General features: G+C 44.6%; 22 protein-coding genes and 1 tRNA gene. 11 read left to right on the top strand and 12 right to left on the bottom strand.

Annotation, left to right across the window (positions count from 1 at the left end; genetic code table 11):
• Positions 1 to 41 precede the first annotated feature (41 nt).
• The gene (gene miaE / locus BMW79_RS26555; RefSeq protein WP_089904290.1) at positions 42 to 638 is read right to left on the bottom strand and encodes a tRNA-(ms[2]io[6]A)-hydroxylase; all 597 of its coding nucleotides are present in this window, start codon (positions 636 to 638) and stop codon (positions 42 to 44) included.
• Between the two features lie 58 nt (positions 639 to 696).
• Here miaE and BMW79_RS26550 point away from each other — a divergent pair, with 58 nt between their 5' ends.
• The 4 genes from BMW79_RS26550 to BMW79_RS26535 all read left to right on the top strand — a co-directional run bounded on the left by BMW79_RS26550 (position 697) and on the right by BMW79_RS26535 (position 5820).
• Entirely contained in the window at positions 697 to 1812 is a 1116-nt protein-coding gene (locus tag BMW79_RS26550) for an aminotransferase class I/II-fold pyridoxal phosphate-dependent enzyme (RefSeq protein WP_089900304.1), read from the top strand.
• A gap of 53 nt (positions 1813 to 1865) precedes the next feature.
• Positions 1866 to 4295 carry a penicillin acylase family protein gene (locus BMW79_RS26545; RefSeq protein WP_177192344.1) on the top strand — a complete coding sequence of 810 codons (2430 nt, stop codon included), beginning with the start codon at positions 1866 to 1868 and terminating at the stop codon, positions 4293 to 4295.
• 78 nt (positions 4296 to 4373) lie between these two features.
• A tRNA-Lys gene (locus tag BMW79_RS26540) sits at positions 4374 to 4446 on the top strand.
• Between the two features lie 348 nt (positions 4447 to 4794).
• Positions 4795 to 5820, top strand: coding sequence for a glycosyltransferase family 2 protein (locus tag BMW79_RS26535; protein WP_089900299.1), 1026 nt, complete (start codon positions 4795 to 4797; stop codon positions 5818 to 5820).
• Between the two features lie 50 nt (positions 5821 to 5870).
• On the opposite strand, the gene BMW79_RS26530 is transcribed toward BMW79_RS26535, so the two are convergent.
• Entirely contained in the window at positions 5871 to 6257 is a 387-nt protein-coding gene (locus tag BMW79_RS26530) for a hypothetical protein (RefSeq protein ID WP_089900295.1), read from the bottom strand.
• A 108-nt stretch (positions 6258 to 6365) separates the two neighbouring features.
• Between BMW79_RS26530 and BMW79_RS26525 the strand changes: the two genes are divergently transcribed.
• A complete protein-coding gene (locus BMW79_RS26525) occupies positions 6366 to 6785 on the top strand; it encodes a hypothetical protein (RefSeq protein WP_089900292.1) in 420 nt (139 codons plus the stop codon).
• Positions 6782 to 6937: a hypothetical protein gene (locus tag BMW79_RS34000; protein ID WP_177192343.1), complete on the top strand. Its 156-nt coding sequence runs from the start codon at positions 6782 to 6784 to the stop codon at positions 6935 to 6937. Before BMW79_RS26525 ends, BMW79_RS34000 begins: the two co-directional genes overlap by 4 nt.
• A gap of 49 nt (positions 6938 to 6986) precedes the next feature.
• On the opposite strand, the gene BMW79_RS26520 is transcribed toward BMW79_RS34000, so the two are convergent.
• From BMW79_RS26520 to BMW79_RS26510, 3 genes are read right to left on the bottom strand one after another with little or no spacing between them, the layout of a single operon-like run.
• Positions 6987 to 7853: a leucine-rich repeat domain-containing protein gene (locus BMW79_RS26520; RefSeq protein ID WP_089900289.1), complete on the bottom strand. Its 867-nt coding sequence runs from the start codon at positions 7851 to 7853 to the stop codon at positions 6987 to 6989.
• Positions 7854 to 7884: 31 nt separating this feature from the next.
• Complete coding sequence (locus BMW79_RS26515) at positions 7885 to 10524, bottom strand: ABC transporter permease (RefSeq protein ID WP_218150450.1); 2640 nt, start codon at positions 10522 to 10524, stop codon at positions 7885 to 7887.
• A gap of 1 nt (position 10525) precedes the next feature.
• On the bottom strand, positions 10526 to 10858 hold the full coding sequence (locus BMW79_RS26510) for a PadR family transcriptional regulator (RefSeq protein ID WP_089900286.1): 333 nt from the start codon (positions 10856 to 10858) through the stop codon (positions 10526 to 10528).
• Positions 10859 to 11064: 206 nt separating this feature from the next.
• Between BMW79_RS26510 and BMW79_RS26505 the strand changes: the two genes are divergently transcribed.
• On the top strand, positions 11065 to 11334 hold the full coding sequence (locus BMW79_RS26505; protein ID WP_089900281.1) for a hypothetical protein: 270 nt from the start codon (positions 11065 to 11067) through the stop codon (positions 11332 to 11334).
• 101 nt (positions 11335 to 11435) lie between these two features.
• Here BMW79_RS26505 and BMW79_RS26500 read toward each other — a convergent pair whose 3' ends face one another.
• On the bottom strand, positions 11436 to 11903 hold the full coding sequence (locus BMW79_RS26500; protein ID WP_089900278.1) for a hypothetical protein: 468 nt from the start codon (positions 11901 to 11903) through the stop codon (positions 11436 to 11438).
• A 160-nt stretch (positions 11904 to 12063) separates the two neighbouring features.
• Between BMW79_RS26500 and BMW79_RS26495 the strand changes: the two genes are divergently transcribed.
• Complete coding sequence (locus BMW79_RS26495) at positions 12064 to 12387, top strand: hypothetical protein (protein WP_143059277.1); 324 nt, start codon at positions 12064 to 12066, stop codon at positions 12385 to 12387.
• Positions 12388 to 12498: 111 nt separating this feature from the next.
• Positions 12499 to 13491, top strand: coding sequence for a TlpA family protein disulfide reductase (locus BMW79_RS26490; protein ID WP_089900271.1), 993 nt, complete (start codon positions 12499 to 12501; stop codon positions 13489 to 13491).
• 11 nt (positions 13492 to 13502) lie between these two features.
• Here the strand turns inward: BMW79_RS26490 and BMW79_RS26485 are convergent, their stop codons facing one another.
• The 5 genes from BMW79_RS26485 to BMW79_RS26465 all read right to left on the bottom strand — a co-directional run bounded on the left by BMW79_RS26485 (position 13503) and on the right by BMW79_RS26465 (position 17627).
• Entirely contained in the window at positions 13503 to 14240 is a 738-nt protein-coding gene (locus BMW79_RS26485; protein WP_089900267.1) for a hypothetical protein, read from the bottom strand.
• Positions 14241 to 14274: 34 nt separating this feature from the next.
• Positions 14275 to 15195: a receptor L domain-containing protein gene (locus tag BMW79_RS26480; RefSeq protein ID WP_089900264.1), complete on the bottom strand. Its 921-nt coding sequence runs from the start codon at positions 15193 to 15195 to the stop codon at positions 14275 to 14277.
• Positions 15196 to 15252: 57 nt separating this feature from the next.
• Entirely contained in the window at positions 15253 to 16050 is a 798-nt protein-coding gene (locus tag BMW79_RS26475; protein WP_089900262.1) for a hypothetical protein, read from the bottom strand.
• A gap of 3 nt (positions 16051 to 16053) precedes the next feature.
• Positions 16054 to 17127, bottom strand: coding sequence for a DUF6688 domain-containing protein (locus BMW79_RS26470; protein ID WP_089900259.1), 1074 nt, complete (start codon positions 17125 to 17127; stop codon positions 16054 to 16056).
• Between the two features lie 131 nt (positions 17128 to 17258).
• Positions 17259 to 17627 carry a winged helix-turn-helix transcriptional regulator gene (locus BMW79_RS26465; RefSeq protein ID WP_089900255.1) on the bottom strand — a complete coding sequence of 123 codons (369 nt, stop codon included), beginning with the start codon at positions 17625 to 17627 and terminating at the stop codon, positions 17259 to 17261.
• Between the two features lie 101 nt (positions 17628 to 17728).
• On the opposite strand from BMW79_RS26465, the gene BMW79_RS26460 reads away from it, so the two are divergent.
• Together BMW79_RS26460 and BMW79_RS26455 are read left to right on the top strand one after the other, a co-directional pair.
• The gene (locus tag BMW79_RS26460) at positions 17729 to 18385 is read left to right on the top strand and encodes a DUF2306 domain-containing protein (RefSeq protein ID WP_089900252.1); all 657 of its coding nucleotides are present in this window, start codon (positions 17729 to 17731) and stop codon (positions 18383 to 18385) included.
• 60 nt (positions 18386 to 18445) lie between these two features.
• Entirely contained in the window at positions 18446 to 19486 is a 1041-nt protein-coding gene (locus BMW79_RS26455; protein ID WP_089904284.1) for a linear amide C-N hydrolase, read from the top strand.
• A 6-nt stretch (positions 19487 to 19492) separates the two neighbouring features.
• Here the strand turns inward: BMW79_RS26455 and BMW79_RS26450 are convergent, their stop codons facing one another.
• Positions 19493 to 20860, bottom strand: a complete 1368-nt coding sequence (locus tag BMW79_RS26450) for a hypothetical protein (protein WP_089900249.1) — start codon at positions 20858 to 20860, stop codon at positions 19493 to 19495.
• Between the last annotated feature and the right edge of the window lie 135 nt (positions 20861 to 20995).

Here is a 20995-nt window from a genome sequence, read left to right as displayed (position 1 = left end):
GTTGTCTTTCCCAGTGTAATACTGAGAAAGACAAACTTCGCTTAGTGCATCCGGTCGCCCCGGACTTCAATATTCTGTAATATTTCGGCTTCCATTTTCAGCCATTCCTGCCAGCGGTCGCGTACTTTATCCTCCGGGAAATATTCATTGGCCAGATCGATGAAGAGGCGGTAGTGGCCTGCTTCGGAGATCATGAATTTGCGATAGAATTCGCGCATGTATTCATCTTCCAGTCCTTCGCTGAGTAGCCGGAAGCGCTCGCAGCTGCGGGCTTCGATGAGTGCGAAGATGAGGAGGGCATCGAGGAAACTGTCTTCTGCACTGCCGCCTTTTACGCGGTTATCCATCAGTGCGTTTACATAATCATCTTTCCGTTGTTTGCCGAGCGACAGGCCGCGTTTCTTCATTTCGGCGAGTACCTGCCGGAAATGTCCCCATTCTTCCGTAACGATAGGCGCCAGTTCTTCCACCATTCTTGTTCTTTCCGGATTACGCTGGATCAGGGAGATAGCGGAAGATGCCGCCTTTTGTTCGCAATAGGCGTGGTCCGTCAGAATGTCCTGCAATGAAATCGCTGCCAGATTCACCCATCGTGGATCTGTAGGTAGTTTTAGTCCGAGTATAGATACTTTGCTCATATGAAAAATAGCACGTCGCTTTTTTGCGAAGATAACGGCAAAGTTTAAATTGTGCATCATGAGTAAAGACCGTACCTCTTTTTTAACGCGATTGCTGGATGAGCGCAGGGAGCAGCAGTCGTTCCGCGAACTGCGTTTGCCGGGAGATAAAGTAGATTTTTGTTCCAACGATTACCTTGGTCTTACGCGCAATGCGGACGTACGCGCCTATATACACCGGTTGATGGAAGAGCGCCATCCGGCGCATGGCAGCACAGGATCGCGGCTGCTGGCGGGCAATTATGAGTGGATTGGTTCCGTAGAGCAGGACCTCGCAAACTTTCACCAGGCAGCAGCCGGGTTGCTGTATAACTCGGGTTATGATGCCAACCTGGGTGTATTTTCCTGTCTCGGACGGAAAGGGGATACCATCATCTATGATCAGCTGATACATGCTTCTATCCGTGATGGCGTGCGCTTGTCAGCCGCACAGGCCTTTTCTTTTTTTCATAATGATATTACTGATCTGGAGAAAAAATTAAAGCATGCCTCCGGCAATATCTTTGTGGCGGTGGAATCCGTTTACTCCATGGATGGCGACCTGGCGCCGCTGGCCGCCATTGCGGCGGTTTGCGGGCAGTATGGTGCACATCTTATCGTGGACGAAGCACATGCTACCGGCGTGATCGGCGAGGCAGGGGAAGGACTGGTACAACACCTGCAATTAACAGCCGCCTGTTTTGCGCGCATCCATACCTTCGGAAAAGCGGTAGGTTGTCATGGCGCCGTGGTGCTGGGTTCGGGGGAATTGCGGGATTATCTCATCAACTTCTCCCGGTCATTTATCTATACTACTTCTTTACCTCCGGCAGCATTGGCAGCTATAGAAGCCGGTTATGCCACTTTCCCCTATATGCAGGCGGAGCGAAAAAAATTAGCGGCGCTCATAGCGCAATTCCGCGCCGGTGTAGCTACTTCCGCGTTATTGCCCGGTACTACTCCCATACAGGCGGTATTGACAAGGGGGAATGAACATACGCGCAACGTGGCACAGCGGCTACAGCAGGAAGGCCTGGATGTAAGGCCCATCCTGCATCCTACGGTTCCCAAAGGGTCGGAGCGACTGCGGATTGTGCTGCATTCTTTTAATACGACAGCAGAAGTGGATCATCTTATAAAAGTATTGTCCGCATAGGCGGTTATGAATCAAATTTGATGTATTTTACATATTACATCCGGATATGTACTATGAGAATCATTCCCGCAGTTATCACCGCAGCAATTACCTTATCGCTTACATACGCTTTCAGTCATAAACTGGGACAGATACCCCCGATGGGCAAACTGTTAAGTCCGCAGACAGGCTTCTGGCAAAATGCAGAACCTATTGGTGAATTCCCCCGGGAACAACTGGTATTGCCAGGGCTTTCCGGCAAAACAGAAGTCTGGTATGACGACCGTATGGTGCCGCATATTTTTGCCGAGAATGAAGGAGATGCGTATTATGTGCAGGGATATGTGACCGCGAGAGACCGGCTCTGGCAAATGGAACTGCAGACCTATGCCGCTGCTGGCCGTCTTTCTGAAATACTGGGTCCCAAGCTGGTACAGTACGACAGGAAGCAGCGCCGTCTTGGCATGGTATACGCCGCAGAAGGCACCGTAAAGGAGATGCTGGCAGATCCGGCTACCAAAGTAGCGGTGACTTCCTACGCAGCCGGTATCAACGCTTATATTGCCACGCTTACGCCCGCCACTTACCCTGTAGAATATAAAATACTGGATTATAAACCGGAGAGATGGGATATTATTAAATCCGCCCTGCTGCTGAAATATATGGCACATGACCTCGCCGGATTCTGTAATGACCTTGAATTTACGAATGCCCGCAGGCTGTTTTCCCTGCAGGATTTCAATCTCCTGTATCCCGATTTTCATGATGCCACGGATCCCATCATTCCCAAAGGCACCAGCTATGCGGCAGCTACCGCAAAAGCCACTGCTCCGCCGGATAGTGTACTGTTAGCTGCTGCTGCATTTATGAAATTTAAAACAGATAAACCCGATCCTGATAACGGCAGTAATAACTGGGCCGTTGGGGGCAGCAAAACCCGCTCCGGTGCGCCTATTCTCTGCAGTGATCCGCATCTGGGTTTATCGTTACCATCCCTCTGGTACGAAATACAGATCCACACACCGGACATGAATGTTTATGGGGCTTCTCTTCCGGGCGCTCCCGGCGTGATCATCGGTTTCAATGACCACATCGCCTGGGGTGTTACCAACGGAGAAGAAGATGTGAAAGATTATTATAGCATGCAATTCCGCAACGGTCGCAGTGAATACCTGTACAACGGCAGCTATCGCAAAGCAGACCTGCGTATCGAAGAAATAAAAGTAAGAGGCGGCGCCACCGTCCGCGATACTGTGGCCTATACGGTATTCGGTCCTGTACTTTTCGACAATACTTTCCCGGATAAAACCGCAGGTCAGACATTCCTGGCTATGCGCTGGAAAGCGCTGGATCCTTCCAACGAGCTGGCCACCTTTAACAGGTTGAATAAAGCCCGTAATTACGACGATTATCTCAATGCCCTCAGTGTATATACCTGTCCTGCCCAGAACTTCGTATTTGCGGATAAAACCGGTGATATCGCCATCTGGCATAATGGCCAGTATCCCCTGCGCTGGAAAGACCAGGGTAAATGGATCATGCCCGGCAGTGACAGCACCTATGCCTGGCAAGGATTTATTCCGCGTGAGGAATTGCCGCATATCAAAAATCCGGCACGTGGTTTCGTGAGTTCCGCCAATCAGCGTCCTACAGACAGTACTTATCCATATGCACTCTATGGTGAATATGATTTGTTCCGGGGGGTGCGCATCAATGAGCGGTTAACTGCCATGAACGCCATCACTCCGCAGGATATGATGCAGCTGCAAAATGATGACAAGAATCTTTTCGCCGCCGCTGCTATACCCATGATCAGAAAACATATTGATACCACGGCACTCACAGCGGCTGAACAGCCTTACTGGCAATTGCTTTCCTCCTGGGATTGTATGGCGACTGCCGACAGTAAAGCAGCCAGCATTTTCAATACATTGTGGGCCCACCTGGAAGATACCATCTGGCAGGATGAACTACGTCCGAAAGACACTACCATCCTGGCTTATCCGCAATCTATCACTACGCTGCAGCTGTTATTGCGGGATACCGCTTTTCATTTCATTGACAATATCAATACGCCACAGAAAGAAACGTTGTCGCAATTAATGCAGGGTGTATTTGCACGGACGGTGGTGGAGCTTTCTGAGTTGAATAAAGCTGGTAAACTGGAGCTGGGCAAAGCACGTGGCACCGATATCAATCATCTTTCCCGTGGCATTCCTGCGTTTAGTGCGCAACACCTGAATACTGGCGGAGGCCAGCATATCGTAAATGCTACAAAGCAGACTCATGGCCCCTCCTGGAGGATGGTGGTGCAGCTTTCTGATAAAACAGAAGCCTATGGTATTTATCCCGGCGGACAAAGCGGAAATCCGGGAAGTCCGTTTTATGATAATGCGATAAATGATTGGGTATCGGGCAAGTATTACCTGTTGCATATTTTCAGTGCAGAAGAAAAAGATGACCCTGTAATCCGCTACAAGCTTGTCTTTACAGGGAAGTGGTAAAAATAATTTCAAGAAAATTTGGCTGGAAATAAATAATTCCTATCTTTGCACTCCGTTAAACAAAAAGACGGGGTAAAAGATTCCCTAGCTCAGTTGGTAGAGCAATACACTTTTAATGTATGGGTCTTGGGTTCGAGTCCCAAGGGGATCACTGGAAGATTTGAAGACCTGCACCTTGTGCGGGTCTTCTTTTTTTGCGCTATAGTGATGATGTTGGGAGTAGCCTTTACAAAGAGCTGAACTATCGTGATAAAACATGTTATTTTTGATCGGCGTTAATGAATACAGCAACAAATCAACAAACTGCTTATTATAATAATGTGGTAAATTTGCGCAGCAGAAATATTGTATGAGATGCAACTGATGAGTAACTGCAAAACACAATATCATCGTCTACAGCAGCCTTCGCTGATGGGGGAAATGAAAACCTGGAGAAATTGGCATCAGACCAGAAAAAATAAGTAAATAACGATCTATCGAATTCAACAATGCCATCTGCATGGATAAAAATGTAAATACGCCCTTAGTTACTGTTTTTATGGCCGCCTTTAACGGTGAAGCTTATATTGAAAAGGCCATACAAAGTGTCCTTAATCAGAGCTTTACTGATTTTGAGCTATTAATTGTTAATGATGGCTCTACAGATCGAACACTTGACATCATTCATCAATTTACCGATCCCCGGATTCGTTTAGTTCACAATGACGGTAATAAAGGTCTTACTTTCACCCGTAACCGGGGGATCGAAGAGGCTAAAGGAAAATACATTGCAGTGCTGGATTGTGACGATCTCGCTACGCCTGATCGTCTTAAATCGCAAATCAGTTTTTTAAATTCGAATCCTGAATTCGCCATATGTGGCGGACAAGCCATACTGATTGATGAATCAGGCAAACAAACCGGGAACTTAAATGTGATGGCCGGAGATAAGAGTATTTCCCCAGAATTGGTATTTCAGAATACCTTTATCAATTCTACCTTGATGATCAAAAGATCAGCGATGATCGAGGCTGGCGGATACAGGGACTATTCTCCTGCGGAGGATTATGATCTTTCTTACAGGATCTCTTTACATCATCCGGTAACAAACCTCAACGAGGTGCTCGTTGCCTACCGCCTTCACAACAACAATATTTCAAAGCTTCAGGAGGAGAAGGTAGTCCGCGCAGAACTCCGTATCATCGAAAACATCCACACCAACCTGGGCATTCCCAAAGATGAAAATCTCATCCGGATTCATCATGATTATTTCAGTTACCGGTTTTCAGCCAGAAGCTCAAAAGAATTCCTGCAGGTTTTTGAAGCCTTGAAAAAAGGTAATGCTACAGCCGGGAGTTATGCTGCTCAGGTATTCAATGAAATACTTTATAAAAAGTGGTATTCCCTTTTAAGACATAAAAAAGAAAAAGGTGTTCTTCCCTTATTCTTTGGAAGTAAATTATTTGAATGGCAATATGTAACTGCCAAGGAATTGCGTAAAGTAGTTAAGCAGGCATTTTTTCGTAATATTCTCAGACGGAATTAATAATTCAGATCACCCGAGATGCAAAAAATCGGACGAATTGCCGCTTTGTTCTAATGATTTCCCACCAGGACAATGTTTTCATTGCCATCATCATCTGCTTCTGATATTAATTCCCAGTTTATTTTTTGGGCAATTTCAGTTAGCAGATTGATATACAATATTTCATTTCCAGGATTGGATTTTGAGCCCGCTATGGCAATTAAATTAACCCATTCACTGTTAAGATCTTCGAGGCTGCCATAATTGCCATTATCTGAATTAACAACAACAATATCAATCCAGGGGAAATCGTCTATGTTACAGAATTGCTGATTACCCCGGCGTTGTAATTTTCCCGTATTTTCCAATACCTCCAGAACATCATTCGTTAATAGTCGTTGACTATAAGTTTCGTTACCTCGTATCTCGTAATACCAATAAAAGGGCGACCACATCATTTTTTGAAATTATATTTGGGTAAATAGCGCAATGCACCTTCAATGTTTAGTAAAGGTAGTTATTAGTGTATTTATTTTATTTGAAACGTCTTAAACTGGTATAAGAAAATGAAACCCTTTTTTCTGCTATTGGCCCTCCTACCTGGAATAGCTGCCATTGCCCAGCAGCAAACAGATAACGCCCTCTTGCATTTTCCCTATAACAGGTTGCTTCTCCTGGAAGGAACTCCCTATTCAGTAGCCTATAAAGAGGATACAACAAAAAAAGGTATAGGCACAAGGCATTTACTTTTTCTCAACGGACAGGATACAACCAGGGTCGAATATCCCGCAGGCTCGCTGCTTTGGCGTATTAATCAGGTTAAATTGGATCCATATCATCTCAACAAAGTAGCGGTATTGATTGCCCGGAAGAATAACCCTCGTATCCATAAACATATCGATATCTGGGAACGACCGCTGAAATTGTATCTTCTTTCGTCAGATGGAAAAACAAACCAACAGCTCACACCCAATGTTTTTTTGTGAGTAGCTATGTTGTTGATAGCAATAAGGCTACTATTAGCTGCCGGGGATTTTTCGATAGCAACGCCAATGAAAAACTCGATCGTAGAGATAGGAAAGACACGCTGGTATATAACCTGGTGACCCTGCAACAGGTTGGAGGTGCTGTACGGTAATAGCTGCGTAGGAAATATAGCACTCCAATAGAAACGGCACGGAGGTTTGTCACTGATATTTCAATGTGTTTTTCATCTCCTGGGATTTCCTGTTGTAATGACGTTTATTATTAAAACCAACATACGTTAATCTTTCTGCTGGTGAAATATCACCATCCAGGATATTTGTACCTACAAAACTGAAAAAAGATAACCTGGGTAAGTTGTGAACGAAATTTATGGACGTTAATGGACCACAATCACCCAATATCAATTTTTCAAGATGACTAAGTTGTCCCAGGACAGTATCATAGCCTTTTAACTTCCTACTATACTCCAGGATTAACGTGGAAAGCTGAGGGACCCCGGTTTCCAGGCCATCAAGATATTCCAGCCTGGAAAGATAATAGGCTTCAAATTGAATCAATGATGTGAGGGCATTAATACCTTTGAAAGATTCGATATTGGATTCCGTAATTTCCAGGATTTCGGTTTGCTGACAACCAGCAAGAACCGTGAAGTCCCCTGATGAAGGTCTGAACTTCCATAGTTTGAGATACTTTATAGGGTTTACAGTGTCCAGACCAATTATCTTGTTGTTCCAATCAATCGAACATTCTTCAAGGTGGCTGAATTGAGTGAGATCGATTACTTGTTTTTCGTTGCTGATATTCAGTTTTTTCAGATTTCTTAACGAGTGAATGGGGGAAACATCACAGGCCTCTACATGGATGGTAACATCCGTAAAAAAATCATATTGCCTGAAGAAGTCCAGATGAGTAAGACGGTACCCCTCGTAATTGCTCAGGTAAATGGCTTTAATATTCTTGCTGCTTGCGTGATCGAGATATTCCTGCAAGCGGTCGGATTCGATTGCCAGCATTTTTTGCCCCAGTATGGATACCCATTTAAACCCATTAATAATTTCTCTTTCCATTTATAGACCTTGTCGTGAATAATAACATTTTCTAATCGCCCTTCAATACCACTACCGGGTTACTCCTCGCTGCCTTCCACGTCTGCGATCCTATCATCATCACCGCGATCAGCAATACCGCGAGTAATCCGGCAAACAACTCTGTAACATGTACAGGTGTATGATACGGGAAATTCGGTAACACAATGTTTTGAAAAAAGAGGTAAGTCAATGGCAGGGCAATAACAGCCGATATGGAGAGAAGAAATAAAAATCCACGGCTCAGTAAGTAGATAAGGTGGCCGATGCTGGCGCCCATTACTTTCCGGATGCCAATTTCTTTCAGCCTTGTTTCGGTCGTGAATACCACCATGCCAAACAATCCCATAGACGCAATGGAAATGGCCAGCAATGAAAGGAAGCCAATGATTTTGATCATGGTGGAATACTCACTGTAGGCATCTGCTATGGCCTGGTCATAAAATCCCGCTGTAAATGGATGTACCGGATCTATCTTCTTCCAGGCGGCTGCTATCCTGGCTACTGTGGTGTGTATGTCCGTGCTTTTTATACTGGCGCTGATGATGGTTCTGTCTTCGGGTGTCCAGAACGTGAATGCAACCGGACCGATGAGATTGTCCACTTTCCCATAATGAAAGTCCTGCATTACGCCTACAATGGTCATTTGGTGTCCATTCAGCATGATCTGTTCGCCGATTGCTTTTTCAGGGTTGTTGGTGCTGATGTTGAATCGCTTTAGCACCTGTTGGTTCACTATCACTTCGGCAACCGCCTGGGCCGTAGCAGGGTGAGCGATGAAATTTCCACCGGCAATGAGTTGGTAGTGATGGAGTGCCAGATAGTTTTCGTCGATGTGATTAGTCATGACAAGCACGGAATCCTGCGAATCTTTGTATTTCATACTGCTGCCCCAGGCATTCCCGACGCCGGTGGTAATGAGGGATCGCGACAATGCAGTTACTCCCGGGATCTCACTGAGTTCTTTCATCATTACATCTGGTTTATTATCCAGCATATTAATGTTCAGAATGTTTTTAGTGCTGAATCCAAGGTCGAATGCCAGTATATTTTTATACTGCACATAGCCAACGGCGGTGGTTGTGATAAAGATGAGCGTTACCGTGTATTGCATCACCACCAGTACGCGCCTGATGGGCAGGTGTTTGAATATTTTTATTGATGAAACATTTCCAAACGCATTCAGTGGACTGATTTTCGAAAAGAATACAGCAGGCATAAAGCCGGCAATGATACCTACCACCACTGAAAAGCCAATAAAGGCAGCCACCATGGATAGTGTAAGATTAAGTTTCACCATACGTTGCATTTCCGGTGCCATATTCACCAGTATCGGCCGCAATAGGAGAAACATGAGGAAGGATAAAAGAAGCGCTATGAGTGAAATCATCACTGCTTCGGCGAGAAACTGTAACCTGACCTGGTTGTTTCCCGCGCCGATCGCTTTGCGGAGACCTATTTCCTTCACGCGGCGCATCGCACGCGCAATCGAAAGATTGGTATAGTTGAAACAGGCCGACAAGATCACAATAATTGCGAGCCCCGCCAGTATCCAAAGCAGGGTAGGGGAGATATGAGGCCCCGTGTTGCCTGGGCCGCCTTCAGATTGGTGAAGGCTTTCTCCCACCACGATATGATATAAAGGAAGCAGTTCAAGCTGGATGCTGGCAGTCGTTGTACCAGCGTTTTCTTCCCTGGCAATGGCGTTGAGCTGCCTCCGGATGGAGGCTATGTCTGCATGTTGTGAAGGCAGGATATAGACAGAACCGGACCACATGTTTGTCCATGCCCCGAAGAGTTGATCGCCTTTGTTAACCTGTTCTGCGGTAGATAATGATACCAGTGCTTCGAAGCGGAGGTGCGAAAAGAAGGGAACGTCTTTCATGATACCGGTTACCTGGTAGGCAAGTGTATCAATCCTGACTGTTTTGCCAAGCGCCGCCTGGTGGCCGAACAATTTACGTGCTGCCGTTTCCGTGAGTACAACCGAATAAGGATCTTTTAATGCTGTTTCGGGGTTACCTGCTATCATCGGAAAGGTAAAGATTTTAAAGAGAGAAGGCTCTGCCCAGAAACCCTTGATAGGAAGGATATTGTCACCCACCTTTGCATCGCCGGAGAAATTATTGCGCATGATAGCCACTTCTTCAATGCCGCTGACCTTCTCGCGGATAAGCTTTCCCGTTTTTACAGATGTGGACGCAAACCTGCCGTTTTCTTCCCCGTTGGAGCGTAATATATTGGTGATACGATAAATCCGTTCGCCGTTTTTGTTGAATCTGTCGTAGGAATGGAGATCGAGCAGGAACGCGATCAGTAGCAGCCCTACGGACATGCTGATAGCAAGACCGAGGATATTGATGAAAGAGAACAGCTTGTTGCGCAGGATGTTGCGCCCTGATGTTTTGACATAACTTCCAACCATGACCGGGTTCATAAAAAGGTTAGCAAATATGGATCTTCGTACCGTATAGCTTCTGAAAAACTTGAGCGCATCAATGATATAGATCAGCTTTGCACGGCGTGGTCCCACGGATTGTATATTACGCTCGAAGCATTCGTGGAGATCTCCCATAAGATCCTCTACGAGCGAAGGTTTGCAATACCATGCTACAAATCGCTGCGCCCAGGAGGGCGGATGCTGTTCTTTCATGCTAGCTATTTTTCCAGACAAGCGATGGAATCCTGGCCCAGAGCTGATCACGCATCGATTTGGCGTTGACCAGGGCCGCCTTTCCCTGCATCGTGAGTTCATAGAACCTCTTGCGCTTACCACCACGGGCCTTTGTGGCCTCTCCCAGCTCACTTGTCACCAGCCCTTTCTCTTCAAGGCGGTTAAGTACCGCATGCACCACACCAAGTTTCACTGAACGGCCGGTATGCTCCGATAGCTCGTCGCATATGGCTACACTATAGGCTTCGTTCATTAACGCAGCAATGGTGAGTAGCACCAGTTCTTCGAATTCCCCGAGGTTTGTACCTTTCATTTTTGATATTAATTACGTAAATGTATGTAAAAAGATGTTATTATACATACAAAAGGAGAATAATTATTTTTGTCAGTTAACCGGGCTAGCTGAGTTTATACACCAGTACTCCTGGTATTAAAATTTCTCTACGTAACATTATATTCAAAAAGGATAGTTTTTCTGCGTTAGCGCTGAGTGAGAAACGATTTAATTAAATTAGAGTTATGGCAGATACAGATTTGATTTTGAAATTTGAAAACACAACAGAGGAAACTTTGCTGATTATTATAGATCCACCTTGCACAGATTATAAATTAGTACCTGGACAAAGTTTGCAATTAAAAATAGTAGACTACAAGAGTCATAGGGCGGATGTTAGTAACATTATTGATGTGAGATATGCGTCTCCACATGCAATTAATATTGATGTTAACTATAGTTTTAAATTAATTGTTATGACCAATAATGAGGAGGAAGTAATATGGGGATTTTAATGTGCAAATAAAACGTTATTACGGCATCTTAATGTAAATAACAAAAGTTCCGGACCTTTAAAAAAAGCCCGGAACTTTTGTTATGATAAAAGAGCAGCACCCTATGCCAGCTCATACCGCTTAAACCTATGATCAAACATATTCTCCGCAAAATCATTCTGCAGATAACTGCCTGCCAGCTCCCATACTTTATCTGCCAGATCATCATCTTCCGAAACAATCCCTTCGCCTGTATCTTCCGCTATTTCCCCCTGCGAATAAATAAATTTCCTGATAAGCTGACCATTATTGTAATGCTCAAAATAGTAAGTATCGGATATCTCAGAAAGCATGAACTGGATAATATCATCTGAAGTATCACTGAGGTCAAACATGCTGCCCAGTGTAGTAAGGAGCAACGTGCCACTTTCATTTTGCAGTATGTCAATAGCACTATCCTCTTTTTCCATACTGGTGGCCTCTTCAAAGTCAACTTCTTCTGTGAAACTGATCTTGTTGTCCAGTAATGTTTCTATTCCTGACTGATCGATTTTTTTACGGATAATCAATCCGGCTACATTGAATCCCATGGTTTCGCGTTTTGTTTTAAGGTAAGATAAAAAGTAGAAAAAACTGCATTGTTTCCGCAGTAATTGCAGACAACTTTTCAAGTGGCGGAATCACAAATTAATGCGTAATATGTTATTAAATTTATAGTCCTTAAAAGGCAAGGCGATAAAATACGAAGCTATGAAACGAAGCATGCTCTTTTTCTTTCTCGTGGTTACACTGACCAATGCAGTTGCCCAGATAAGCGCGAAAAGAGTAGTCGTTACCGGTAAGGTCATCAATGCAGGCGCAGGTACACCAAAAGTTTTCGGTATTAACTTCCTGAATCCTTTTGATAACAGCCGCAAGAGCGCTACCCTCGATAGTGGGATGAAATTCTCCGTGGAGGAAAATATGCTGTTTACGCAAAACATGACAATCGCCTATAATAAGACCTTTATCAACCTGTATGTGGTACCCGGCGACTCGGTACATCTGCAGATAGATGCGGCGCTGCTGGATTAGCCCGACTTTAAATGGCTGCATATTTCCGGGGATCATGCCACCATCAGTACTCAATTGAATTTACTTCATGATGCCATCAGCAAATTGCCCTATCATCCATATAATTATAAAATGTCTGTTGCTGAAATGCTGGAGACGGTAAAGAAGGATTACAACCGTTACCTCGCTTTCATGAACGGGTATACCAGCCAACATGTAACAGATCCCATCGTCATCGATTTTTTCAAAAGGGATATCAAATATGGTATATCCAACTGGATAACTGACTATGTAGAGGAAGGCAGCGATTCCTCTTCCACCAGAGCCGGAAGAATTGCCCTGTTTAGTGATCCCTTTTTTGAATATGCGAATGACAGCAACTTTGTATCAATGATGTATCCTTATCATCTGGACTATTACAGGAGCTGGAAGATAGAAGCTGATAAAATAAAAAAAGAAGAAAGCCTGATACCAGGTGCACAAGTGCTGCTAAAAGAGCCTGCCGGTATCAGCCGCGATTACCTGTTGTTCAGTTATCTTTCTGCTGGCATCACGAAAATCCCCGTACTGCAAGCGGAAATTCCTTCTATGAAAAATTATTTTACGGATCCTGTCTTCTATCATTACCTGGAACTTGCAGCTGATAGAGCCCGCCATGTGAAAGTCAGGAAAACGGTGGTATCCGCGATGCAATATATGTCGGGTACAAAGGTTTTATCGCTGCCAGATACCGACCTTTTAAATTTCCTGTCAAACAAATACCCGGGCAAGGTCATTTATCTGGATGTATACGCAACCTGGTGCGCTCCCTGTCTCAAAGAAATGACATTCGCGCCGGCTTTACATGATAAATTTGCAGGTCGGCAGATCGTCTTTGTAAACCTGTGTTTGCAATCGCCGGAAAAGGACTGGATAAAACTACTGCAACAAAAGAAAGTACCAGGTGAAAATTATTTTCTCAACGATGATAACAGTAAATTACTGATGGGGAATTTTAATATCAGCGGTTTTCCTACCTATATATTAATCGATCGCAGAGGCAATGTAAAAACCGTCAATGCCTCCAGGCCCTCCCAACCTGAAAGGCTGGAAAAGGAAATAGACCTGCTGACGGTTAAACAATAAACATACAGCCACTATTCAAACGACACACTTCTTTCTACATTCCCCATTATACTGATCCAGCTGCCTTTTGCCAGCTCCTCACTTACTTTCCCATTCTTTTGCACTATAAATTTAAACGAGAGTATGTTGAGCAGGTGGGTTGAATCTTCATAGGTCGATTTAGATACCACATAACGCCCTGTAGGATGAATGCTGATCGTATCAGGCGCCCACTCTTCAACGGTAGTGATATTTGGCTCCTCCTGTTTTTTTACTTTCATGGATCGTTCCATAGACAGGTAATTTACGCCGGTCAGCTCTTTCCAGGTTATCTCATAATCCTTATTCAGATTCCCCTTCTCCGTATAACTGATGTTTTGACCATTCACCAGGTCCAGTGCCCCTACTTCAGCCAGGAATGATCTTTGACCATTCGGCAACACGATTTCAAAATTGAACTGATCGTTTCTGGGGTTTGCACTATCCTTTAAGTAATAAGTGCTGGTGGTGTAGTAAAGTTCCTGTCTGACCGTATACTTAACTTCGTCTCCGTTCACATATATTTTAATAGAATCGTTTTTAACCTTCCTGCCGTCTTCATCGTACAACATCACTACCACCTGGTTTTCGATCTTGCTATATAAACGTTGCGTGATACTGATTTCTGCACGGAGCAGTGAAAGGCTTCCTACAGGGCCTTTTGACAGCTTTGATTCATTGCACGACAGTAAAACGGTCAGGATACAGCATATAGTGAATAGTTTTTTCAATGATACTTGTTTTAACGTTAAATGAAGATATCCTTTATTTGCAGGTACGCAGAATTGCTTCCCTGTCAGGATTTGATTTGTTGCCTTCTGCGCTGATGCTTTCTATTTTTTGCTGCCTCAGGGCATCAGCAAAACCGCAATAGTTATTAAAATTCTTATTAGACATAAAGTACAACATTTTGATCTTTTTCAGCCTGGGCAAATAAATATTACCATTGATCGTGTTGTTTTCATTTAATGCGAAAAATCCATCTACCAGTTCCAGTTTATCCAGCGTGATCTTTGTTAATGCGGGTGAATATTCCACAGAGAAATTACCTTTTATTGTTTTCAGCTGCTTGAAATTGCTGATTTCTTCCAGATTGGTGTTCATTATCTGGATGGTGTTGGTTTGTTCTACGGCATTAAAGGCATCCAGCTTTTTTAAAGCGGTGTTGCCATGAATGTGAATATTGTTTACCACTTTTAATTGATGAAAGCCGGTAATATCTGCGAGTCCATTTTCTCCATATTTAGCGGTATTGTTACTGATCGTCAGATCTCCTTTTATCAGCGATAATTTATCAAAGCCGGCAACCTTCGTAAGCCAGCAGCCGGATATGGTAAAGTCACCATAAACCCGCTCAAGGTTTTGCAAGCCGTCCAGGGAGGTTAAGTTCATCAGCCGGGTGATCAGCAGTCCGCCATTAATAACCCGGATACCCGCCAGCGGTTTCGTATCCAGCACTTCCGCTGAATAGTCTGTGGCAGACTTACTTTCAATATTAAGATCGCCATTGATGAAGGTATACTGTTTGTTCCCAAAATCGGTGATGTCCTTTTGGGTATATAGTTTTACATCTCCGGTATATACCTTATCTTCTTTTGAAGGTTGTGCTGATATAGCCGGTTTATTTTGTGAGCAGGCCATAGTAGCAGATAGCATCAGGCTTAGTAATATGGTGTTGTTTTTCATCCTTCGGGAGATGTTTATCCGGGTGAATGTTTCGTTGATTCAATCTATAAGTCATGCTCAATGAGGGCAGATCCGTTCCCCATTTTTGGTTTTGATGCTGTCAACGCGCTCATAGGCAAAGCCCAGCACATTTTCCCGGCCGGTGATGTACACGACTGCACCCGGTTCAGGATCGGGGTTGGTACTGCATTTATAACCATCTTGCGTATTGGCCGCTGCATACACCCAGAATTTCTCTCTTCCGCCATTAGCGAAGGTCATATTCCAATACCGGTGATAATAGTATTTCCCTTTTACGGAACCATTGCTGGTCACCACTGCTGTGATATGAACTTTTTTACCGGGCAACTGATAAATGGCCGTACAAACAAATCTATCCAATGCCCTCCAACAGAGAAATACCCCAAATGCCAGTACCGGAAGCGCTACTATCTTATAAAAAAAAGGCTCCTGGTTGTTGGTAAAACCCTCGCGGACTGCTGCTATCGTTAAACCGGAAATACGGATAATGGCGATCGCGAAAACCAGCATCAACACAATTTCTATCGCCAGGATAAAGGCATAACGCTTGTGCCACATTATGACAGCCGGCCAGAGCACATCTTCCGTCATAAAAAACGACAGAAATATTAAAGCACCGGCCCAGATCAGGGAAAATTTAAATGCGGGTCTGTAAATAGAGACAATGCAGAGCATAACCGTCATCAGCAGGTAAATGGCCGATGCCGCCGGCAGCCGCATTCTTTTATCAACAGATGGCAGCGCGCTCACCAGCAGGTATAGCAATACCCAGGTCAGTACCGGTAATATTCCGGCTATCGCGTACTTTACTTTTTCACGGGATGCTTGCTTCATTGATTAATGATACTGCTTTTTAATTTTCACTTCCGGTTGCACACAAAACAGGTACAATGTCACCAGGAAAAACCATTCCAAAGGCCGCATCAGCAGGTAAGTAATATTGGATGCTCTTTCTGTGTTGATTTTTAAGGATAAATTGTATCCATATTTATCGTAATTGTGGCGGATGAACCGGTGACCGCGTGGAGAGATGTCCTGTATCAGTTCTTCGAAGGCATTGGCAATCTGTAGTTGCCTGTTTACAATAATAGGATGGCCATGCCGGTGCCCGATCTTCAAGGGCTTTACAATCCTGGGATGTCCCTTGGCGGCCACTGTACAGAGATAATGCCCCCGATGCTCCAGCACCGGCGGATGCATTTTCTGCGAAAAGGTCCAGGTAGTAGTGTCGGTAAATACTTTTACCAGTGAATTATAGTCCTGCCCGAATAAAACCAGGATAAGCGTGATAACGATAAAAACAGGCAACAACAGGATTAACGCCCAGGTGGTTTCATCAAATTTTTTTGCCAGGTAACTATTGCATCGTTGAAGAAACGCGTTTTTGAAAACCCTGTCCCTGGCAGCAGTATGTTCTGCTTTAATAATTTTCAGCAGCAGGGAAATACCGATCACAAGACTAAGTAATGGGGTAGCAATGAATAGAAAAGTACCATCATTGCCTTTGTACATGTCTATACTGGTGGTATCATGAAAGATTACCTGCGCCAGCACAAATAAATTAATGACCATACCCAGCATCAGGAATACCAGCATCAGTACCAGTGTGAGTGGCGGCAGCTTTCTTCCCTTTATCCAGATAAAAAGAACTGCGATGTGATATAAAAGGAAATATACGAACAAACTGATGATATGCCTGCCTCCAAAAGGAATATAGCAAACATCGATAGGATCTATGGCGTGCGTGTATTCCTGGTCGTGCAACATCATTCCAAGCACAAACAGGCCAAATGATAGTACATATACCGCCGCGAATATAATTTCCCGTGTAGGAACAATGCCTTTAATTTTGCTTAAAGACATGATGCCAAAGACTAATAAAATGACAAATAGTAAAACTAAAAATCCCATGCTTTCCCGCTCTTTTTAATATGGAAGTGTTTTTGGAGATATGGTGCTGTGCATGCTTTATTCACAACATAAAAGGTATACCCGGGTAATGCAAACGTCAGGGTTAACAGGTAAGCAACTGAGTGCTATGGCTACAGTTGTTCTTCCAGCTCGCTTATTCTTTCCTTGATGGCGTCTCCATGCTTAAGTCCCCATTCATCTATCTGGGCAAGAATGGGTAGCAGGCTTTCTCCCAATGCGCTTAACCGGTATTCTGTTCTCTTGGGGTAAGCATGCTCATCTTCCACACATTTTTCAATAGCACCTAAAAACAGCAATTCCGCCAATTGCATTTCAATAACCCGCTGCGATGCTTCCGGAATATAACGGGCAATTTCACTGGGCCGGGTAACGCCCTTGTTAACAGCATCCAGGATACAGCATTTCCATTTGCCACCCAGTATTTTCATGGTGAGGATGATGCCGCAGTCCAGATCTTCGGTTATCTTTTTCGTGTACATACTTTAAAATTAATCAATCTTCTGCATACCGAATCTTTTTTCGGTTATTGCCTGCGAGGGTTTTGCCCCGGATCTTTGTGGCCGTACCAATAGCAAATACAATGCAAAAAGAATTAAATGCCAGAGAGCAATTCCAACTCAGCTACAAAGATACCCTGCCTTTTTTAATATGGGGCGCCGTTTTTTTCATGACCTGGCTCTTCATGCATGGGGCCGACCATTACCTGCAGATGACGCCCGAAACCATGGGAAAGTATTTCAGACAACGCTGGTTCCTGATCACCCATATTACCGCCGGTGGCGGCGCGTTAATCAGTGGCATCGTGCAATTCTGGCCGAAGCTCCGGCTATACAGCTGGAAACTGCATCGCCTCATTGGTTATGTATACCTGCTGGCCATCATCGTCAGCAGTACTTCCGCACTGGTGTTGTCCTTTACTACGGCTTATAAAGTGAACTGGGCATACGCCTTCACTTTGCAGGTATGGGCAAGCGTCTGGATCAGCACCACTTTTATTGCCTGGTATACCGCTATGAAAAAGCAATTCAAACTCCATAAGGAATGGATGATCAGAAGTTATCTTGTTACGGTAGCTTTCCTGATCTCAGGATTTATCTATAAAATACCTTTCGTGCAACAGCTGGGTGGCTTTGAAGAAGTAACGGTGCCATTATTCTGGATGGGATGGTCTATTCCGCTTTACATTTACGAAGTAACCCGCAGCAACTGGTCAGGGAAGGTGAAACCCAAAAAATAGTGATTGAACATTACCTCAGGCAGATTGTTAACCATTATTTATTTACTTAAATATGCCGCTATGAAAAAACTGTTGCTTCCGCTTGCCGCCCTCCTGGCGTCCGTTATACAGCCCGCATACGCCTGTACCAGGGTCGTATACAAGGGGCCAAACAATACGATTCTGACTGCCAGGTCAATGGATTGGAAAGATGATATCCTGACCAATCTCTGGATTTTTCCCCGGGGGATGGAACGAAACGGCGAAGTAGGCCCGAATTCTATCAGGTGGAAATCAAAGTATGGCAGTGTGATTGCATCCGGCTATGATATTTCTACTACCGACGGGATGAACGAAAAAGGATTGGTGGCCAATGTACTCTGGCTGGTGGAGTCACAATACGAACAATGGGACGGTAAGAAACCGGGATTAACTATTGCGGCCTGGGCACAGTATGTGCTGGACAATTTTGCAACGGTAGACGAAGTGGTGAATGTATTGCAACAGGAACCTTTCCAGATTATAACAGACAATGTACCGGGGCAGTCCAGGCTAGCCACCCTGCATTTGTCTGTTTCTGATGCCAGTGGGGATAACGCCATTTTTGAATATATCAATGGCAAACTGGTGGTGCATCACGATAAATCCTATACGGTGATGACCAACTCTCCTATATTCGATAAACAACTGGCGTTAAATGAGTACTGGAAAGAGATCGGAGGCACTGTGATGTTGCCGGGCACCAACCGTGCAGCCGATCGTTTTGTACGCGCTTCCTTTTATATTGATGCTATTCCCAAAACGGATAATACCCGTATCGCAGTGGCCAGCGTATTTAGTGTTATCCGTAACTGCTCCACACCTTTTGGCATCTCTACACCGGATCAGCCAAATATTTCGTCTACCAGGTGGAGAGTAGTGGCGGATCACAAAAATCTTGTCTACTATTTTGAAACGGTACTTACTCCCAATACTTTCTGGGTCGATTTTAAAAATGTCGATTTCTCAGAGAAAGGGAGTGTGAAAAAATTGAGTATCTCGAAAGGGGAAACCTATGCAGGAAATGCCGCCGGCGCCTTTGTGAAAACACCACCTTTCCATTTCCTTGGATTGAATGGATAAACGAGGTCAACGACTTTCTGTAGAAGCCAGTAACGGTATTTCCTGTTGATTAAGCAGGTTTTTGAGGGTCACTTCACCGATCTTCCCGATGCCGGAAAAACGGACGGCCACACCATAAATATTCCCTGCCGGCTGCTGGTACGCGGTTTTTAATACTTCTTTTTCATTTATGAAGATGGTTACCTTTTTATCGATAATGCTTAAACGGATCGTGCCCCCTTTCGTCAGATCGGCAGAAAGGGCGCTCATATCGGTAGAGAGGCCGTCTCCCAGCCAATCAGCAAAACCGGCGTTGATAAACGCTTCGCATCCGGGCTTCATCACCACCAGCCAGTGCCTCGTTTTTTCACCATATACAGTCACATTCATCTGCGAACAACGAACCCCCGGCCGGTTCTCCGAAGTCTGACCGGTAACTGTCAGCTCAAAATTATCTGCACTTACAGCAAGCGGTCTGGCGTTGATAAAGTCTACATAAAACGTGTGACCCGTGTCAATCCCTGAATGATACACATTCGCCGTATTGACCGTTATGGCGCCGGCAGGAAGTATATCCAGGTGTTCGATGGGATATACCCGCGTAGTATCCGTAGGCATAAAAGCGGTAGCCGTCCAGCCAGCTGTTTTCAGGTACACCGGTAACGTATCTAACGGCTGTTGTTTGTATTTGAGTAATGTATAATATCTCCCGGGCACTTCATAATAATGTGTCATCAACTCACCGGGTCTGATCTTTTTCACCGGTTTGCCATCCCCGAAGTCGATGGAGAACTGTTCAGCCGAATAGTTGATGCCCGGAGGCACTTCCAAACGGAAAACAACAGAACGGGGCGTTGTTTCGCCTTCAGGGTTCTGACAAATCAAATGCACTTTTCCCTGCGGATTGTTTGCCGCCAGTCCGTTGAGGTTACTTTTGACCAGGAATATTATCATGATAATAATCAACAACCCGGTGAAGGCAAGTCCATAATATTGAATAGCCGGTCTGCCTGGTTTGGCAGGTGCCCATGTTTCGGCTTCACGGGCGGGCGGCTGTATTTCTTCCGCTATGGCGGGCGCTTTTTCCTTCTGCGCATGAACAGCCACAAAACTTTCCCAATCCGGATAGTCGATGTATGCAGCCAGCGCATCCCGGGTCGCTTTCTGCGGATAATACCGCGAAGAGGTTCTCAGTTTCCCGAAAATCCTTTTTAATGTATTCGGACTGATCGCCACATCAGTCTGTTGTAACAGCACATCTTTTAAACGGAGATAATCAGTATTTGTCCATTCCTGGATAGGCTTACTATTAAATTTCAGTTGTATCTGGTGACAACAAATGTCCAGGTAATAAAATGAAAACGGTGTTTCACCTTGTCCATTGTCCAGTGGCATACTTTCTTAGATAATGATTGTCAGTTAGTTACGGTTGTCCAAATATCTGGGCAAGTTTTGGTCAATTGAAAGTTTGGAAACGCCTTCCGACCAAAGTTAAATTTACCACATCGCTTAATCAAATTTCAAATCGGC

This window comes from Chitinophaga arvensicola, from assembly GCF_900110835.1.
Lineage (GTDB): Bacteria > Bacteroidota > Bacteroidia > Chitinophagales > Chitinophagaceae > Chitinophaga > Chitinophaga arvensicola.
Note: the sequence above shows the minus strand (reverse complement) of the source record. Positions and strands in the feature narration are given on the sequence as shown.

Excerpts from the sequence above, each read along its gene's own strand:
- miaE (WP_089904290.1), bottom strand. The coding sequence starts at position 638 with ATGAGCAAAGTATCTATACTCGGACTAAAACTACCTACAGATCCACGA.
- BMW79_RS26550 (WP_089900304.1), top strand. The coding sequence starts at position 697 with ATGAGTAAAGACCGTACCTCTTTTTTAACGCGATTGCTGGATGAGCGC.
- BMW79_RS26545 (WP_177192344.1), top strand. The coding sequence starts at position 1,866 with ATGAGAATCATTCCCGCAGTTATCACCGCAGCAATTACCTTATCGCTT.
- BMW79_RS26535 (WP_089900299.1), top strand. The coding sequence starts at position 4,795 with ATGGATAAAAATGTAAATACGCCCTTAGTTACTGTTTTTATGGCCGCC.
- BMW79_RS26530 (WP_089900295.1), bottom strand. The coding sequence starts at position 6,257 with ATGATGTGGTCGCCCTTTTATTGGTATTACGAGATACGAGGTAACGAA.
- BMW79_RS26525 (WP_089900292.1), top strand. The coding sequence starts at position 6,366 with ATGAAACCCTTTTTTCTGCTATTGGCCCTCCTACCTGGAATAGCTGCC.
- BMW79_RS26520 (WP_089900289.1), bottom strand. The coding sequence starts at position 7,853 with ATGGAAAGAGAAATTATTAATGGGTTTAAATGGGTATCCATACTGGGG.
- BMW79_RS26515 (WP_218150450.1), bottom strand. The coding sequence starts at position 10,524 with ATGAAAGAACAGCATCCGCCCTCCTGGGCGCAGCGATTTGTAGCATGG.
- BMW79_RS26510 (WP_089900286.1), bottom strand. The coding sequence starts at position 10,858 with ATGAAAGGTACAAACCTCGGGGAATTCGAAGAACTGGTGCTACTCACC.
- BMW79_RS26505 (WP_089900281.1), top strand. The coding sequence starts at position 11,065 with ATGGCAGATACAGATTTGATTTTGAAATTTGAAAACACAACAGAGGAA.
- BMW79_RS26500 (WP_089900278.1), bottom strand. The coding sequence starts at position 11,903 with ATGGGATTCAATGTAGCCGGATTGATTATCCGTAAAAAAATCGATCAG.
- BMW79_RS26495 (WP_143059277.1), top strand. The coding sequence starts at position 12,064 with ATGAAACGAAGCATGCTCTTTTTCTTTCTCGTGGTTACACTGACCAAT.
- BMW79_RS26490 (WP_089900271.1), top strand. The coding sequence starts at position 12,499 with ATGTCTGTTGCTGAAATGCTGGAGACGGTAAAGAAGGATTACAACCGT.
- BMW79_RS26480 (WP_089900264.1), bottom strand. The coding sequence starts at position 15,195 with ATGAAAAACAACACCATATTACTAAGCCTGATGCTATCTGCTACTATG.
- BMW79_RS26475 (WP_089900262.1), bottom strand. The coding sequence starts at position 16,050 with ATGAAGCAAGCATCCCGTGAAAAAGTAAAGTACGCGATAGCCGGAATA.
- BMW79_RS26470 (WP_089900259.1), bottom strand. The coding sequence starts at position 17,127 with ATGGGATTTTTAGTTTTACTATTTGTCATTTTATTAGTCTTTGGCATC.
- BMW79_RS26465 (WP_089900255.1), bottom strand. The coding sequence starts at position 17,627 with ATGTACACGAAAAAGATAACCGAAGATCTGGACTGCGGCATCATCCTC.
- BMW79_RS26460 (WP_089900252.1), top strand. The coding sequence starts at position 17,729 with ATGCAAAAAGAATTAAATGCCAGAGAGCAATTCCAACTCAGCTACAAA.
- BMW79_RS26455 (WP_089904284.1), top strand. The coding sequence starts at position 18,446 with ATGAAAAAACTGTTGCTTCCGCTTGCCGCCCTCCTGGCGTCCGTTATA.
- BMW79_RS26450 (WP_089900249.1), bottom strand. The coding sequence starts at position 20,860 with ATGCCACTGGACAATGGACAAGGTGAAACACCGTTTTCATTTTATTAC.